Source organism: Nostocoides sp. (genome assembly GCF_035343835.1).
In the GTDB taxonomy this organism is placed as follows: domain Bacteria; phylum Actinomycetota; class Actinomycetes; order Actinomycetales; family Dermatophilaceae; genus Nostocoides_A; species Nostocoides_A vanveenii.
Map to the genome: position 1 here is coordinate 1 of NZ_DAOQZV010000059.1, position 15,403 is coordinate 15,403.

At 69.7% G+C, this 15,403-nt stretch carries 13 protein-coding genes and 2 pseudogenes; 13 read left to right on the top strand and 2 right to left on the bottom strand.

What is annotated here, in order from left to right:
- From PKH97_RS06220 to PKH97_RS06270, 11 genes and pseudogenes are all read left to right on the top strand, one after another.
- A pseudogene (locus tag PKH97_RS06220) lies at positions 1 to 334 on the top strand ([protein-PII] uridylyltransferase); the annotation flags it as partial.
- A gap of 146 nt (positions 335 to 480) precedes the next feature.
- Complete coding sequence (gene ffh, locus PKH97_RS06225; protein WP_324386541.1) at positions 481 to 2,076, top strand: signal recognition particle protein; 1,596 nt, start codon at positions 481 to 483, stop codon at positions 2,074 to 2,076.
- Between the two features lie 416 nt (positions 2,077 to 2,492).
- Positions 2,493 to 3,344, top strand: coding sequence for an alpha/beta fold hydrolase (locus PKH97_RS06230; protein WP_324386542.1), 852 nt, complete (start codon positions 2,493 to 2,495; stop codon positions 3,342 to 3,344).
- Between the two features lie 158 nt (positions 3,345 to 3,502).
- On the top strand, positions 3,503 to 4,669 hold the full coding sequence (locus PKH97_RS06235; RefSeq protein ID WP_324386543.1) for a glycosyltransferase family 1 protein: 1,167 nt from the start codon (positions 3,503 to 3,505) through the stop codon (positions 4,667 to 4,669).
- A gap of 246 nt (positions 4,670 to 4,915) precedes the next feature.
- Positions 4,916 to 5,965: an ABC transporter substrate-binding protein gene (locus PKH97_RS06240; RefSeq protein WP_324386544.1), complete on the top strand. Its 1,050-nt coding sequence runs from the start codon at positions 4,916 to 4,918 to the stop codon at positions 5,963 to 5,965.
- Positions 5,962 to 6,771: an ABC transporter ATP-binding protein gene (locus PKH97_RS06245; protein ID WP_324386545.1), complete on the top strand. Its 810-nt coding sequence runs from the start codon at positions 5,962 to 5,964 to the stop codon at positions 6,769 to 6,771. Before PKH97_RS06240 ends, PKH97_RS06245 begins: the two co-directional genes overlap by 4 nt.
- Complete coding sequence (locus PKH97_RS06250) at positions 6,761 to 7,618, top strand: ABC transporter permease (RefSeq protein ID WP_324386546.1); 858 nt, start codon at positions 6,761 to 6,763, stop codon at positions 7,616 to 7,618. The genes PKH97_RS06245 and PKH97_RS06250 overlap by 11 nt, the downstream gene beginning before the upstream one ends.
- Positions 7,619 to 7,916: 298 nt before the next feature.
- A complete protein-coding gene (locus PKH97_RS06255) occupies positions 7,917 to 9,002 on the top strand; it encodes an amidohydrolase family protein (RefSeq protein ID WP_324386547.1) in 1,086 nt (361 codons plus the stop codon).
- Positions 9,003 to 9,147: 145 nt separating this feature from the next.
- A complete protein-coding gene (locus PKH97_RS06260) occupies positions 9,148 to 9,612 on the top strand; it encodes an Rrf2 family transcriptional regulator (protein WP_324386548.1) in 465 nt (154 codons plus the stop codon).
- A gap of 272 nt (positions 9,613 to 9,884) precedes the next feature.
- Positions 9,885 to 10,403, top strand: a complete 519-nt coding sequence (gene rpsP / locus PKH97_RS06265; RefSeq protein WP_324386549.1) for a 30S ribosomal protein S16 — start codon at positions 9,885 to 9,887, stop codon at positions 10,401 to 10,403.
- Complete coding sequence (locus PKH97_RS06270; RefSeq protein WP_324386550.1) at positions 10,400 to 10,648, top strand: RNA-binding protein; 249 nt, start codon at positions 10,400 to 10,402, stop codon at positions 10,646 to 10,648. Before rpsP ends, PKH97_RS06270 begins: the two co-directional genes overlap by 4 nt.
- A 245-nt stretch (positions 10,649 to 10,893) precedes the next feature.
- Here PKH97_RS06270 and PKH97_RS06275 read toward each other — a convergent pair whose 3' ends face one another.
- Together PKH97_RS06275 and PKH97_RS06280 are read right to left on the bottom strand one after the other, a co-directional pair.
- On the bottom strand, positions 10,894 to 13,629 hold the full coding sequence (locus PKH97_RS06275) for a DUF4153 domain-containing protein (RefSeq protein ID WP_324386551.1): 2,736 nt from the start codon (positions 13,627 to 13,629) through the stop codon (positions 10,894 to 10,896).
- Positions 13,629 to 14,315, bottom strand: coding sequence for a response regulator transcription factor (locus tag PKH97_RS06280; protein ID WP_324386552.1), 687 nt, complete (start codon positions 14,313 to 14,315; stop codon positions 13,629 to 13,631). Before PKH97_RS06280 ends, PKH97_RS06275 begins: the two co-directional genes overlap by 1 nt.
- A gap of 100 nt (positions 14,316 to 14,415) precedes the next feature.
- On the opposite strand from PKH97_RS06280, the gene rimM reads away from it, so the two are divergent.
- The gene (gene rimM / locus PKH97_RS06285; protein ID WP_324386553.1) at positions 14,416 to 14,946 is read left to right on the top strand and encodes a ribosome maturation factor RimM; all 531 of its coding nucleotides are present in this window, start codon (positions 14,416 to 14,418) and stop codon (positions 14,944 to 14,946) included.
- Positions 14,947 to 14,951: 5 nt separating this feature from the next.
- Positions 14,952 to 15,403 (top strand): annotated as a pseudogene (locus PKH97_RS06290) (tRNA (guanosine(37)-N1)-methyltransferase TrmD); the annotation flags it as partial.

Genomic DNA, 15,403 nt, shown 5'->3' on the forward strand with positions numbered 1-15,403 from the left:
GGCGCCGTTGGCCGCCCTCGAGCGCCGCCGTGCGTATGCCCGCCCGGCCGCCGCCGCGGTTGCCGCCGGTATGCCGACGCGAGCCTTCGTGCTCCCGGATGCAGCGTCGGACGCCACGGTGCTGGAGGTCCGGACCCGTGACCGACTCGGCCTCCTGCACGACTTGGGCCGGTGCTTCGCCAAGGCCGGTCTGACGGTGCGGTCCGCGCACATCGCCACCTATGCCGGGCAGACGCTCGACACCTTCTACCTGACCGAAGCGTCCGGCGCCATGCTCAGCCCGCCCCGCGTCGCCGCCACGGTGGCGGCGATCATCGACTCCTGCGACTCCTGACGCGCTGGCACTACCTGGCCGAGCGTCGGCTCGGCGTGACCGAGCGTCGGCTCGTCCGGCACTGGCCGCCGGCTCGCCCGGCAGCGCGCCTCAGCCATTCTCGGCACCGGCGGACCAGTTGGACGCGCCCGGTTAGGCTTGAGCCCGTGTTCACGTCACTCTCCGATCGCCTTGCCGCGACCTTCAAGAACCTGCGGGGCAAGGGCCGCCTGAGCGAGTCCGACGTCAACAAGACGGTCCGCGACATCCGCATGGCCCTCTTAGAGGCCGACGTCGCGCTGCCCGTGGTCAAGGACTTCACGCACAACATTCGTGAGCGCGCCCTCGGCGCTGAGGTCTCCCAGGCGCTCAACCCGGCCCAGCAGATCGTCAAGATCGTCAACGAGGAACTCATCGACATCCTCGGCCAGCACACCCGGCCGCTGCGGCTGGCCAAGACCGCGCCGACCGTCATCATGCTCGCCGGCCTCCAGGGCTCGGGCAAGACGACGCTCGCCGGCAAGCTCGGCAAGTGGTTCAAGGATCAGGGCGACACCCCGCTCCTCGTGGCCGCGGACCTCCAGCGGCCGAATGCTGTGACCCAGCTTCAGGTCGTCGGCGAGCGGGCAGGAGTGCCGGTCTTCGCGCCCGAGAAGGGCAATGTCGGCGGGCACGATGCCGTAGGGCCGACGGGGGAAGGGACGCGGTCATACGGCGATCCGGTCGAGGTCGCCGAGGACGGCATCCAACACGCGATCTCCAAGCTCTACAACGTCGTCATCGTCGACACCGCCGGCCGGCTCGCGGTCGATGAGAACCTCATGCAGCAGGCCGCAGACATCCGCGACGCCATCGAGCCCGACGAAGTCCTTTTCGTCATCGACGCGATGATCGGTCAGGCCGCCGTTGAGACCGCGCAGGCCTTCCAGGACGGCATCGACTTCACCGGCGTCGTGCTCTCCAAGCTCGACGGTGACGCCCGCGGTGGTGCGGCGCTCTCGGTCGCGAAGATCACCGGCCGCCCGATCATGTTTGCCTCCACCGGCGAGGGCGTGAAGGATTTCGAGATCTTCCACCCCGACCGGATGGCCTCGCGCATCCTCGACATGGGCGACATGCTCACCCTGATCGAGAAGGCGGAGAAGGCCTTCGATCGCGAGCAGGCCGCCGAGATGGAGCGCAAGTTCCTTGCGGCCGAAGACTTTACGTTCGACGACTTCTTGCAGCAGATGGCTGCGATCAAGCGGATGGGCTCGCTGAAGTCGATGCTGAAGATGATGCCCGGTATGAACGAGATGAAGGCTCAGCTCGACGCCCTCGACGAGCGCGAGTTCGACCGGGTCGAGGCGATGGTCCGCTCGATGACGCCCTTCGAGCGCTCGCACCCCAAGCAGATCAACGGCTCCCGTCGTGCCCGCATCGCCGCCGGTTCGGGGGTCACCGTCGGCGAGGTCAACCAACTCCTGACGCGGTTCACCGAGGCGCAGAAGATGATGAAGCAGCTCGCCCGCGGCGGCGGGATTCCCGGTATGCCGGGCCTGCCGGGCACGGGCAAGCGTGGTCGTCAGCAGGCCCCCCAGCGCATCAAGTCGAAGTCGGGCAACCCCGCCAAGCGCGCCGAGCAGGAGCGGGCGGCAGCCAGCAGCGCCAACCGCGCGCCTGCTGGTAGCGCCTTCGGCGCGGGCTTAGGTGGCTCCGACCCGTCCGCCGGTCTGGACCCGAGCAAGCTGCCCAAGGGCTTCGAGAAGTTCCTCGGGCAGTAGCCCCGCCCTTCCTGCCCTGTCGTAAGTGGGGTGAATCACCCCACTTACTGGACGGTAGCGAGGAAAGGGCGGAGGACGAGTCGGCGTGTGGGAGCCGAGACCTAGCTCGGCGAGTGACTGGGTACTCCTGAGGAAACCTAGGAGGTCGAACACCATGTACGACTTGATAGCGCTCGACCGCCCTACCGGAGCGTTGCTTCGATTTGAGGAGTTGATGACGGCGCTGAGGCCCTGCGCGCCCGATTCGACGCCGAGGATGCACTCGCGGCCGTGGATGACACCGAGGTCGTGGTTCTCGCCTCCGATTCCCGGGAGACCCTGGGAATGTATCCACGCCCGCCATTTCGCCCGCGCTGATCCAGCGGGCGATCGACGCGGCCGGGGCACCAGCGGCGTGAGCCTGGCACGCTAGGTCGGTGACCAGAGCACCTTCGCCCGCCGCCCTGCATACGCTCACCGCGGGGTCCAGCGGGCCTCGGATCGCCTTCCTGCACGGTCTCTTCGGGCAGGGGCGCAACTGGCAGCAGATCGCCAAAGGCGTTGTGGGGGAAGGTGGTTCGGACGCACGCGCGCTGATGATCGACCTGCCTGATCACGGGCGCTCGCCGTGGACCGACGATTTCTCCTACGAGACATACGCCGCGCGCGTGGCCGACACGATCAGCGCCTGGGCCGGCGACGAGCCGGTCACCCTGGTCGGGCACTCCCTCGGTGGCAAGACCGCGATGATCGCCGCGCTCCAGCACCCGGCGGGTTTCGAGAAGCTCTGCGTCGTCGACATCGCGCCGCGCAGCTATCACAACCTGCACCGCTTCGCGGGCTATATCGCCGGCATGCAGGCCCTTCCCTTGGAGGAACTGACCAGCCGTCGCGATGCGGAGGAACGCTTCGCCCAGGTCGAGCCCGACCCGGGCGTCGCAGCCTTCCTCCTGCAAAACCTGCGCCGCGCAGGTGACAGCTGGGCCTGGCAGTGCAATCTGCAGCTTGTATCGCGAGACGCCGCTCGCGGTTCCGCCTCGCGGATCGCGGACTTCCCGTATGCCGTGAACGCCGGCGATCCGCTGCCCGCCCCGTCTCCCTTCGGCGGGCCAACTGTCTGGCTCGCCGGCTCCGAGTCGGGCTATGTCGCCGAGGAGGACACCGAGCGGATGCGCGAACTCTTCCCCGCGGTCCGCAAGGTCACCGTCAAGGGCGCCGGCCACTGGGTGCACACCGACGCACCTCAGGTCGTCATCGAGACGCTCCGGCGCCTGCTCGCCGTCCGCTGATCGCTCGCCGACCGGTGCCCGTCGCCCGCCGACGCTCGCTGCCCGCCACCGCCGACTGATTCTCCCCGCTGATCCCGCGCCAAGACTTCATCGACACGATGCCTGCCACACCTGCCGTGGACGGCTGATGCCCTCCTGGCGTCCGGGACCGTTGCCTTGTGCGCGTTGCGATCGTCACCGAGTCCTTCCTGCCCAGCATCAACGGCGTGACCACCTCGGTATGCCGAGTGGCGGAATGCCTGCATCTGCTCGGCCACGATGTCGTCGTCATCGCTCCGGATCCGGCGCCCGCGTGGTTCGGCCCGATCCCGGTGCACACGGTGCGCTCCGTTCCCGTGCGGCAGTTCCCCACCGGCGTGCCCAGCGGCCGGGTCGAGTCCCTGCTTGCGGAGATTGCGCCGGATGTCGTGCATGTCGCCAGCCCTTTCGTCATTGGCGCGCGCGCCTTGTCGGCGTGCCACGAACTCGGGCTGCCGAGCGTCGCGATCTTTCAGACGGACATGCCGAGGTATGCCGAGCAGCACGCCCCTGGCCCCCTCGCACCCCAGGTCGCAAACCTGGCCTGGCGCTGGGTGCGGCGGGTGCACGCCCTCGCCGACCAGACCCTCGCACCGTCGACGTCCAGCCTGGCGGCCCTGCGGGCGCATGGTGTCGAGCGAATTGCGTTGTGGGGGCGCGGCGTCGATACGACGCTCTTCTCGCCGGCCTGGCGGAACCACCCAGCCGCTCGCGACCTGCGGGCACGCCTGGCCCCAGCGGGCGAAACGCTCGTCGGCTATATCGGTCGACTGGCCCCGGAAAAGGAACTGGACCGGCTGGCCGAGCTCGCCGGCATACCGGGTCTGCGGCTGGTGATCGTGGGGGACGGGCCGTCGCGGGCGGCGCTCGAGACCACCCTGAACAGGGCGTTCGGGTGCGGCGCCCGCCCGGCTTTCCTCGGCTTCCGGCAGGGTGCGGACCTCGCGATCGGGTATGCCGCGCTCGATGTCTTCGTGCACCCGGGCACGACCGAGACCTTCGGCCAGACCCTGCAGGAGGCGGCGGCATCCGGGTTGCCCGTGGTGGCCGCCGCGGTGGGCGGCCCACTCGATTTGGTCGAGCATGGCCGCATCGGCCTGCTCTTCGACCCCGCGCTCTCCGGTGCCCTGTCCGCCTGCGTGGGACACCTCGTTAGTGAGCGCGCCGTGCGCGAGCGGATGGGCGCAGCGGCGACTGCTGCCGTGGCCGAACGCACCTGGCCGAGCCTGACCGCCACCCTTGTGGAGCACTACGCGCACGCGCGCCGGCGGATGGCTCCGGAACGGCACGCCGCCAGCCGACGTTGAGAGGGCACAGTCCGCCGGCGCCACCCTGAGGCGCGGGTGTGGCATGCCGGGTGGGGAAGCCGGCAAACGGCAGGTCGTCACCAGCCGACGCCGAGGCGCGTCTCGGCATTCGGACATCAATTGTCTTGTATTCCCATATCTACTGTAGGAATAGACGACGACGGCACCGACGCCCGTCTCCTACCACTTCGGTCGGACGCGGCGCGCCGCGGACGGCACACGCCCTTTGCACGAAAGGCACCACCCATGGCACTCTCGCGGCGCACCGCGACCACCCTCGTCTTGACCGGCATTCTCGGGCTGACGGCCTGCTCCGGCGGCACGGACGCGGGGTCCAGCGGCTCCAGCGGCGGGTCCGCGGCCAGTGAGGTCAAGCTCGGCTATTTCCCCAATGTCACGCACGCGCTCCCGATCGTCGCGGACAAGGAAGGCCTCTACGCCAAGCACCTCGGATCCACCACCCTTAAGGTGTCGACCTTCAACGCCGGCCCGGCCGCGATGGAGGCCCTGAAGTCGGGCGCCATCGACGCGACCTATGTCGGCCCGGGCCCCTCCACCAACGCCTTCATCAACTCCGGCGGCGAGGCCATCCGCATCGTGGCCGGCGCGGCCACCGGCGGCGCTGCGCTGGTGGTCGACCCCTCGATCGCGTCTGTCGCGGACCTTAAGGGCACTAAGGTCGCCACCCCGCAACTCGGCAACACCCAGGACGTCGCGCTGCGCTACTACCTCAAGGAGAAGGGCCTGAAGACAGATCTGCAGGGCGGCGGCGACGTCTCCATCACGCCGCAGGAGAACTCGCAGATCCTGGACTCCTTCGCCCAGAAGCTGATTGCCGGCGCTTGGGTCCCCGAGCCGTATGCCACGCGGCTGGTCCAGGCCGGCGGCAAGGTCCTGGTCGACGAGCACTCGCTCTGGCCGAACGGGAAGTTCCCGGTCACCGTGCTCGCGGTGCGCCCGGACTTCCTCAAGGACCACCCCGAGACTGTCAAGGCCTTGCTCGAGGCCCAGGTCGAGGCCGAAGACTTCATCGCCAATGATCCCGCCAAGTCCCAGGCCGACGTCGGCGCGGTGATCAAGACCGTCTCGGGCAAGGCCCTCGATCCGGCGGTTCTCGCCGACGCCTGGAAGAACCTCGAGTTCACCAACGACCCGGTCTCGTCCGCGCTGACCGAGGGCGCCAAGCACGCCTATGACGTGGGCATTCTCAAGACCGAGCCCAAGCTCGATGGTCTGGTCGACCTGACCATCCTCAACCAGGTCCTCAAAGCCGCCGGCAAGGACCTCGTGTCATGACAGCACTCGCCGTGCCCGACGCGCGCGCCGACGATCCCTTCGGAATCAACGCCTTTCGCGAGGAGGGCGGCTCGGACAACGCCGTCGTCCTCGACGAGGTCACCAAGCGGTATGGCCGCGGCACCCTTGCCCTCGACGGCATCGACCTGCGCGTCCGGCGCGGCGAGTTCGTCTGCTTCGTCGGGGCCTCGGGATGCGGCAAGTCGACCCTGCTGAATATCGTCAGCGGGCTCGACAAGGCAACGTCAGGACGGGTATCGGTCGCCGGCCGGCCGGCCCTGATGTTCCAGGAACACGCACTCATGCCGTGGCTGTCCTCGCTGGACAATGTCGCCCTGCCGATGCGGCTGGCCGGCGTGCCAAAGGCGCAGCGCCTTGAGCGTGCCCACGAGTTGTTGGCCAGCGTGCACCTCGGTGACGTGGTCGACAAGCGACCCCATGAGCTATCGGGCGGGATGCGGCAGCGTGTCGCCCTGGCTCGCACGCTCGCCACCGAGTCCCAGGTGCTCCTGATGGATGAACCCTTCGGGGCGCTCGATGCCATGACGCGCGATCTGCTGCACGATGAGTTGGAGTCCGTATGGCGCGCTCGCGGCCTGACGGTCCTCTTCGTCACCCACAACGTCCGTGAGGCTGTGCGCCTCGCGGACCGGGTCGTCCTCCTGTCCAGCCGGCCCGGCCGGGTGGTGCAGGAATACCCCATTGAGTTGCCGCGCCCGCGGCGTTTCGACGACCCGGGGGTCGGCTCGGCCACCGGCCAGATCACCACCGCACTGCGCAAGGAGGTTGCGCGCCATGGCGATTGACGCTTCTCTCGCAACAGAACTCAAGGGTCTCGACGCTCTGGAGTCGGCGACCGACGAGGCACCACTCGCAGGTCGCGTATGGGCGCAGACCTGGCCGAAGATCGCCGCCATCGGGCTCTTTGTGGGCCTGTGGCAGGTTGTCGTCTGGTTCAAGCTCAAGCCGTCGTATGTCCTGCCCGGTCCCGGTTCGGCGTTCGGCGAGTTCGCCCACCAAGTGACGCAAGGGACCTTCTGGCATGCCACGGCGGTGACGATGACGCGGGGCGTTGTCGGCTTCCTCATTGCTTCGGTGATCGGTCTGCTCCTCGGCGTGGCCGTCGCCCGCTCGAAGGTCCTGCGTGCCGCCATCGGCTCGCTGATCACGGGGCTGCAGACCATGCCGTCGATCGCGTGGTTCCCGTTGGCGATCCTGCTCTTCCAGCTCTCCGAGAAAGCCATCCTCTTCGTGATCCTGATCGGAGCCGTGCCGTCGATTGCCAATGGCGTGATCAGCGGCGTCGACTATGTGCCGACGACCCTGGTGCGGGCCGGGCGCAATATCGGCGCCCGGGGCATCGCGCTCTATCGGCACATCATCTTGCCGGCGGCGCTGCCGAGCATCGTCTCGGGCCTGAAGCAGGGCTGGGCCTTTGCCTGGCGATCGCTGCTCGCCGGTGAGTTGATCGTCGCGATCGCCAACCGGCCGAGCCTGGGCGCCTTCCTCGCCAACAGCCGCGAACTGGGGGAGCCGAGCTACATGCTCGCCCTGATGATCGCCATCCTGCTCATCGGCGTCCTCGTCGACTCCGCCTTCGCGGCCGTCGACGCCACCATGCAACGCCGTCGCGGGGTGGGCGCCCTGAGCTGACCAGGCGGGCCCGAGGTGGCGCGATCTGCACAGCGCGCGCGAGCCGGGCGGGCGGCATACGGCCTTAGGTGGCCGACGCGAACGGGAGCGGGGAACGCGGGGCTGGGGGGTCGGCGCGTTCCCCGCTCCTTCGTCACGCGCGGCTGCTCCGGCCGAGCCGGGCGGGGATCCGGACGAGATAGTCGGGTTGCCGTGCAGGGCATGGGGCCCGACGGGTCTGAACCGGCCTCGCCCACGCGGAGCGTGGGACCCAGACGGGTCTGAACCGGCCTCTCGACGGGGGCTAAGGTCGGGGGGTATGGGAGATGCGCTGCGCCTGCGGGGGCCGATCCTGGTGGGACCGAACGACGTGCGCGACGAACTTTGGGTGCTCGACGGGCGCATCACCTTTACCGCCCCCGCTGGTGAGTCCTCGACCCTCGACGGCTGGGTGGTGCCCGGCCTGACCGATGCCCACTGCCACGTCGGGCTCGACGCGCACGGCGCAGTCGACGCCGAGACCGCCGAAGCCCAGATCACCCGGGACCGCGACCACGGCACCCTGCTCATCCGGGACGCGGGCGCGCCGTCGGACACGCGGTGGATCGACGACCGGCCTGACCTGCCGAAGCTGATCCGCGCGGGACGCCACATCGCGCGGACCCGCCGCTACATCCGCGACTATGCCGACGAGGTCGAGCCCGACCAGCTTGTCGAGACGGTGCGCCGCCAGGCCCGCCGAGGGGACGGCTGGGTCAAGATCGTCGGCGACTGGATCGACCGCGCGACCGGCGACCTGACGCCCTGCTGGCCGCGCGAGACCGTCGCCGCCGCGGTCGCCGCGGCTCACGAGGAGGGGGCCCGCATGACGGCGCACTGTTTCGGTGAAGCCGTCCTCGATGATCTTGCTGCAGCCGGGATCGACTGCGTCGAACATGCCAGTGGCCTGACCGCGGAGACGACCGGAGCCTTTGCCGCGCAAGGCATTGCGATCGTCCCGACCATGATCAATATCGACAACTTCCCAGCGATCGCGCAGCCGGCGCGCGAGAAGTTCCCGCTCTACTACGCGCACATGATGGCGATCTACGAGCGCCGCGACGCGACGATCGCGGCCGCCCACGAGGCCGGTGTGCCGATCTATCTCGGCACCGATGCCGGCGGCACCCTCTCGCATGGGTTGGCGCCGCGGGAGGCGCTGCGCCTCCATGCGGCCGGTATGCCCGCCGAGGCCGTGCTGTCTGCGGCGACCTGGGGCGCCCGCGCCTGGCTGGGGCGACCCGCCATCGAGGAGGGTGCCGACGCGGACCTGCTCGTCCTTCCCGAGGATCCGCGCGCCGACCTCGGCGTGCTCGCCGCACCCATCGCGGTGATTTTGCGCGGGCGCGTCTATCCCCCTGGGTGACCCACCCTCGGCGGCCGGCTGGCGCGAGCCGGCCCGTCGGCTGCAGCCTCGTTGCCCGGGATATCGGTGACGACGGGGGCGGCCGTGGCGACCTGGACGCGGCTCAGTTGTCGCGGCGGTTGCCGCATGCGACACAATCACACTCGTGGACATCTCGGCGAAGACGGACTATGCGATCCGCGCTCTCGCCATGCTCGCTGAGGTTCAGACGGCCGGGGGCGGGGCGCTGTCGGCCGAGACGCTCGCCGCCCGCCAGGACCTGCCGCGGAAATTCCTCGAAGCCATCCTCGCCGATCTGCGCCGAGGCGGCATCGTCGTGAGCACTCGCGGCGCGTATGGGGGATACGCCCTGGCCCGCGACGCGGGCGACATCAGCCTCGGCGCCGTCTTCCGGGTGGTGTCCGGCCCGCTCGCCGAGGTGCGCGGCGTGCGCCCGCAGGACGTCCGGTATGAGGGCGCCGCCGCCCACCTGCCCACCGTGTGGGTCGCGGTCCGCGCCAGCCTGCGACGCGTCCTGGACGAGGTCAGCCTTGCCGACCTCGTCGCCGGCGACCTGCCCGACCACGTCCGTCACCTCGCCGACGACCCGGACGCCTGGGCCAACCGCTGACGCCTCACCCGTCACAACTTTCCCGCCCGCTGCCACAACGGTCGTGTTCGCACCAGAACATTTCCCTTGCGAACGACGCCTTTGCCATGCGCTGCCACGGCCGCGCGGCCCGGCATGCGTGGTCGGAGCCCCGGTTCGGCTCTGGCAGAATGGATGCTCGTACCCGCGCGCGCCCGCACCGTCGAGCGTGAGCGCCTACCCCGAGTTTCGGCCCCCCAGGCGATTCCGCCTGGTCTTGCCGTGCTCACAACACGAGAAAGAGGACCACCCACGTGGCCGTCAAGATTCGCCTGAAGCGGATGGGCAAGATCCGCGCCCCGTTCTACCGCGTCGTCGTCATGGACTCGCGCACCAAGCGCGATGGCCGGGCCATCGAGGAGATCGGCAAGTACCACCCCACCGAGGAGCCTTCGCTCATCGACATCGACAGCGAGCGGGCGCAGTACTGGCTCGCTCAAGGCGCCCAGCCCACCGAAGCGGTCGAAGCGCTGTTCAAGGTCACCGGTGACTGGCAGAAGTTCAAGGGCGAGGCCGGCGCCGAGGGCACCCTGAAGGTCGCCGCGGCCAAGCCGAGCAAGAAGGAACTCTACGAAGCGGCCGTCGCCGCCGCCGGCAAGTCGGCGGACTCCGCCCCGTCTGCGACCACCCCGCGCAAGGCCGCCAAGAAGGCCGAGGTCCCGGCAGCGGCCGACACCGACTCCTCCGGCGCGTCGCACGAGGCAGTGGACGCCGACGCCGACGCCACCACGACGGCGTCCGCTGCGGCCGACCCCGAAGCGGCTGCCGAGTGACCCTCCTCGAAGAGGCCTTGGAGCACCTGGTCACGGGCATCGTCGATCACAAGGACGATGTAGTGGTCCGCAACAAGGACCTTCGCCGGGGCAGCCTGCTCGAGGTCCGGGTCCACCCCGACGACCTCGGCCGGGTCATCGGACGCTCGGGCCGGACGGCCGGCGCTCTGCGCACCGTGATGGGCGCCCTCGCCGGCGGCCAGAACGTCCGGATCGACATCGTCGACACCGACCGCGTGCGCTGACCCGCACGCGGTGACGGGATCTCTCGACGACGCAGACAACGGGGCCCATCGCGCACGCGATCGGCCCCGTTGTCACGTCCCGGGACGTCCGGCCCCCCAGCGGCCGGACGCTCCTGACTGATCAGACGTATGGCAGCCCGATCCGGTTGTCCGCAAGCAGCACCGGTTTGCGATGTGAGAAGCGCAGGTCCTTCCACATGCCGCCGGTCTGGCCGGATGGTGCGGACCGACAGACGATCTCGGCGTCAGCGGGTGGCGACGTCGAAGGCTCCGCACGCGGGGCTGGTGGCCTGGAGATCCGGCACCGACACGCCCAGATTGGCCAAGGCCCTGCGCGCCCGGCTGCGACCTAGGTTCCACTCCAGCGCGTCGTCGCTGCGATGGGTGCGGGCGGCATACTGGGCAAGCGTGCACGTGCGGGCCTGACCGGCCAGTCGCTCGGTGATAGCCGGGATCGCATCGTCGGAGAGACCGCCGAGATAGGCGACGTCCAAGGCATTGTCACCGAGTCGCTCGAAGCGATCGACATTGCGATTCGCGACCCACGCCTCGGGATTCATCAAGCCGAGCCCGAGCACGATGCCTACGCCGGTGAGCGCCGCAGCGCGGGGAATCCACTTGCCCTGCAACGAGATTCCGGCTCCGAGTACCATCAGGACCACGAGCCCGACCCAGATCTCGAAGGCATCGACGACCAGCCGTAGGGTCGTGAAGCCGTAGGCCTGCTGATAGAGATTCATCCGCCACATGGCCGAGGCGATGACCACGAGCGTGAGCACGCCGAGCAGCCCGAGCACCGCACGCAGCAGCAACCGGTCACCTTCGGCCGCGCGGGACGCGTGCCGTGCGACCACCCCGACGAGCAGCAGGGTGAGAACCGTTGCGACGGTGAGCTGGCCGAAGCCCTGGCGGGCGTACTCGGCATACGTCACGCCCGTCGTGCGCTCGACATACTCGTGCCCGGCCAGCCAGGCGGTCACCTGGGCGGCGATGAAGACCGCGTAGGTCGCGATGACCAGCGCCGCGGGCACCAACCATTCCCACGCGTGGCGGGCCACCCGGCCCGCAGGGAGCGTGAGGGAGGCGTCCATGATCGGGTTGATGGCCAGATAGCAGCCGGCCAGCACGATGCCGAAACAGGCGCAGAAGACGAAGCCCCGCAAGATCGCCGTGTCGATCGAGAGGTCGGGGACCAGCAGGTCGACCCAGTGCGCGACCACCGCGTCCGCGGACGCGAAGAGTGCGCCGAAGACCACCAGCATGGCCAGGCTGACCGCTGCGGTCCGGATGACCGGCCACCAGGCCCGGGTGCGGCGGCTGGTGCTGAGCATCCGACCTAACCACGGCAGACCGCGCAGTCCAGCGAGCGGCCAGGCGAGTGCAGAGCCGATCAACGCGGTCAGCGCGCGGGCCGGGGTGACGCCGATGACCACGGTGACCGCGCCTGCCAGCAGGGTCAAGGGGATCAACCAGCCCGCAGCCCGCAGCATCGGGATGAGGGCGAGCGCGATGCCGAGCACACCGCAAGCGGCCGTCAACCAGGACCGCCGGCGCGCGGCCGCGGCCAGCGTGGCGCCGCCCGCGAGCAGCACGAGAGTGGTTCCGACGCCCTGGTCGCGGAAGGGCAGGATCACGGCCGCAAGCAGGCCCACGGCCAGCGCCGCCAGGAGGAGGCGCGGCCGGCCGGGCACATCGACCTCGGGCCAGAGCGACCCGAAGGCGCTGTCCATGGTCGGCGGTGGCGTGCGGCCCGGGCCAAGCGGGATCGACCCGGCGGGGTAGGGCGCGGGCAGCGGGGGCGTGAGTCGGGTGGGTGGGAGTGACATGGTGGCTCCTGGGCCGGTGATCGAGTTGGACGGCGACGCCGGTGCCGGGGGGCGGTGGTCGGGGACGGTCGGTGGGCTTGGTGTGGAGGGCGACGGCAGCGCGGTAACGGTCCTGACGTGCGGTTCGACCGGGAGGGTCAGCCGCAGGCGGGCCCCCGTATGCCCGGGGCGCGGGTCGAGCGCGTCGACGCGCCCCCCATGGATCTCGGCCACCCACCGGGTGATCGCCAGCCCGAGTCCGGTGCCCCCGGCGGCGGCCGTGCCGAAGCGATCGAAGATCCGTTGGCGGTCCTCGGCCCGGATGCCCGGTCCGTCGTCCTCGATGTCGATCGTCCACAGCCTGGGACTCGAATGTCCTTGTCCGTCAACGGAATCGCGATCGCCATCGAGTGACGCGAGCCGAGCGGTCACCCGGACTTCACTACCCGGCGGGCTGTGGCGGGCCGCATTGTCCAGCAGATTGGTGATCGCCTGGCGCAGCCGCATCGGCTCGGCCGCGACGTGCAGGTCGGGCGGCACGACCTCGACCCGGACCGGGACCTCCCGCCCCGAGAGCGTGATCTCGCACCCGGCATCGGCGAGCAACGCGGCCACATCCACCGACCGCGTCCGCAAGGGCGCGAGGCCGGCGTCGATCCGGGAGAGCGCCAGCAGGTCGGCGAGCAGATCGCTGAGCCGCTCGGCTTGCGCCAGCACGGACCGCAGGCCGGCCTCGTCCGCCGGTGTCACACCGTCGGCCATATTTTCCAGGACCGCCCGTAGGGCTGCAGCCGGCGTGCGCAGCTCATGTGAGACCGTCGCCACCAGATCGCGCCGTTGCTGGTCGACGTCCTTCAAGTCAGCGGCCATGGTCGTGAAAGCCCTTGCGAGCGTGGCGACTTCGTCGCGTCCCTGGGCGTCGATCCGGGCCGAGTAGTCACCGCGCGCCATCCGGCGTGCCGCTTCGGTCATCTCCCGCAGCGGGGCGATCATTCCGGCGGCAAGCAACTGGGTCAGGATCAGCGAGATCGCCACCGCGACGGGAATCACCAACCACCGGCTCACCCCGTGCGTCGCGCCGAGTGTCGCCACTGTCGCCGACACCAGCACGCTGATGCCGACCAACGCCCCAAGCTTGACCTTCAGGGAGGCCAGCCGCGTCAGGGGCGAGGCCATCAGAGCCCACCCCCTTCGAGGGCATACCCGACCCCGTGGACGGTGCGGATACGCGTGCCGCCGATCTTCGCGCGAAGGGCTTTGACATGGCTGTCGACGGTCCGGGTGCCCGAGGCGTCCGACCAGCCCCAGACATCCTCGAGCAATTGCTCGCGCGTCAGAACAGTCCCCGGCACCGTGGCCAGGGCCGCGAGCAGGTCGAACTCGGTCGGCGTCAGGTGCACGTCGGTGCCCTCGATGCGCACCCGGCGAGTGCCCGTGTCGATCACCAGCGCGCCGACCGTCATCGATCCGGATGCCTTGCGCGCCAACACTTCTGCACGCTCGACCCGTCGCAGCAGGGCGTGCACGCGAGCGAGAAGTTCGCGCATCCGGAAGGGCTTGGTCAGATAGTCGTCGGCCCCGACGCCGAGCCCGACCAGGATGTCCGACTCGTCGTCGCGCGCGGTGAGCATGAGCACCGGGACGGGGCGTCGGGACTGGATTTGCCGGCATACCTCGATGCCGTCGAAGCCGGGCAGCATGATGTCGAGGATGACGGCGTCGGGCTCTTCCGCATCGACGGCGGCGACGGCCTCCGGCCCGGTGAAGGCCTGGCGGACGGCGTACCCGCTCGCCCTCAGGCGGTCGGTGACGGCCTGGTTGATGACGGGTTCGTCCTCGACGACGAGCAGGCGGGCGGTCATACGGCCAGATTAGGAGGCGAGCAGTGGACCTTCCGGGCGCGAAATGTGTGGGTTCCGTGCAGCTTTGGGCGTCGGTCTCGGGCTTTGGGAGAATGGGCCGGTGAATGTTCTCGTCGCCCGTATCGGCAAGCCGCACAGCCTCCACGGTGAGGTGACCGTGCAGGCGCACACCGACGATCCGATGGGCCGCTTCGTGCCCGGCGCGACCTTCGTCACCGACGCCGCCGCCGGCTCCGGTGTCCCCAAGTCGCTGACGATCCGAAATGCCCGGCAGCACAAGGGAATTTGGCTGCTCGCCTTCGACGGCATTCCCGACCGCACGGGTGCTGAAGGTCTGCGCGGCACGCAGTTGTTGCTCGATGAGGAAGACGAGACGGGCAACGACGAGGACGGATGGTATGAGGAGGAGTTGGTCGGTCTGCGTGTTGTGGACCCCGCCGGCGAGCCGCTCGGAACGGTCGCCGGGCTCGACGTCGGCGTCGCCCAGGACCGCCTGGTCGTCACGCTGACCGACGGGACCGAGGTGCTCGTCCCGCTCGTCGAAGCCATCGTGCCCTCGCTCGATCCGACGGCCGGTGTGGTCGTCGTGGACGCGCCCCCCGGCCTGTTCGACATCGCCCGCGAAGGCTGACGCGCGTGCGCATCGACGTCTTCACGATCTTCCCCGAATACCTTGCGCCGCTTGATCTTTCGCTGATCGGCAAGGCACGTCGGGAGGGGCTGCTCGACGTGGCGGTCCATGATTTGCGCGCCTTCACCCACGATCGCCACAACACCGTCGACGACACCCCCTACGGCGGCGGCGCCGGCATGGTGATGAAACCGCAGCCGTGGTCGGAGGCCTTGACGTATGCCACGTCCCTCGCCCCCGGGACCCCGCACCTGCTCGTGCCGGCCCCGTCCGGCCGCCCCTTCACGCAGCCATTCGCCCGCGCGCTCGCCACCGAGCCCTGGCTGGCGTTCGCCTGCGGCCGGTACGAGGGGATCGACGAGCGGGTCTACGACTTCGCCGCGGACGACCTCGGCTGGCAGGTCACGCCGGTCTCCCTCGGTGACTATGTGCTCAACGGCGGAGAGGTCGCCGTGCT

What these genes read in the sequence shown, in the direction of transcription:
- PKH97_RS06255 (WP_324386547.1), top strand. Translation starts at nt 7,917, where the DNA reads ATGGGAGATGCGCTGCGCCTGCGGGGGCCGATCCTGGTGGGACCGAAC.
- PKH97_RS06275 (WP_324386551.1), bottom strand. Translation starts at nt 13,629, where the DNA reads ATGGCCTCGCCCCTGACGCGGCTGGCCTCCCTGAAGGTCAAGCTTGGG.
- PKH97_RS06280 (WP_324386552.1), bottom strand. Translation starts at nt 14,315, where the DNA reads ATGACCGCCCGCCTGCTCGTCGTCGAGGACGAACCCGTCATCAACCAG.
- PKH97_RS06245 (WP_324386545.1), top strand. Translation starts at nt 5,962, where the DNA reads ATGACAGCACTCGCCGTGCCCGACGCGCGCGCCGACGATCCCTTCGGA.
- PKH97_RS06240 (WP_324386544.1), top strand. Translation starts at nt 4,916, where the DNA reads ATGGCACTCTCGCGGCGCACCGCGACCACCCTCGTCTTGACCGGCATT.
- PKH97_RS06250 (WP_324386546.1), top strand. Translation starts at nt 6,761, where the DNA reads ATGGCGATTGACGCTTCTCTCGCAACAGAACTCAAGGGTCTCGACGCT.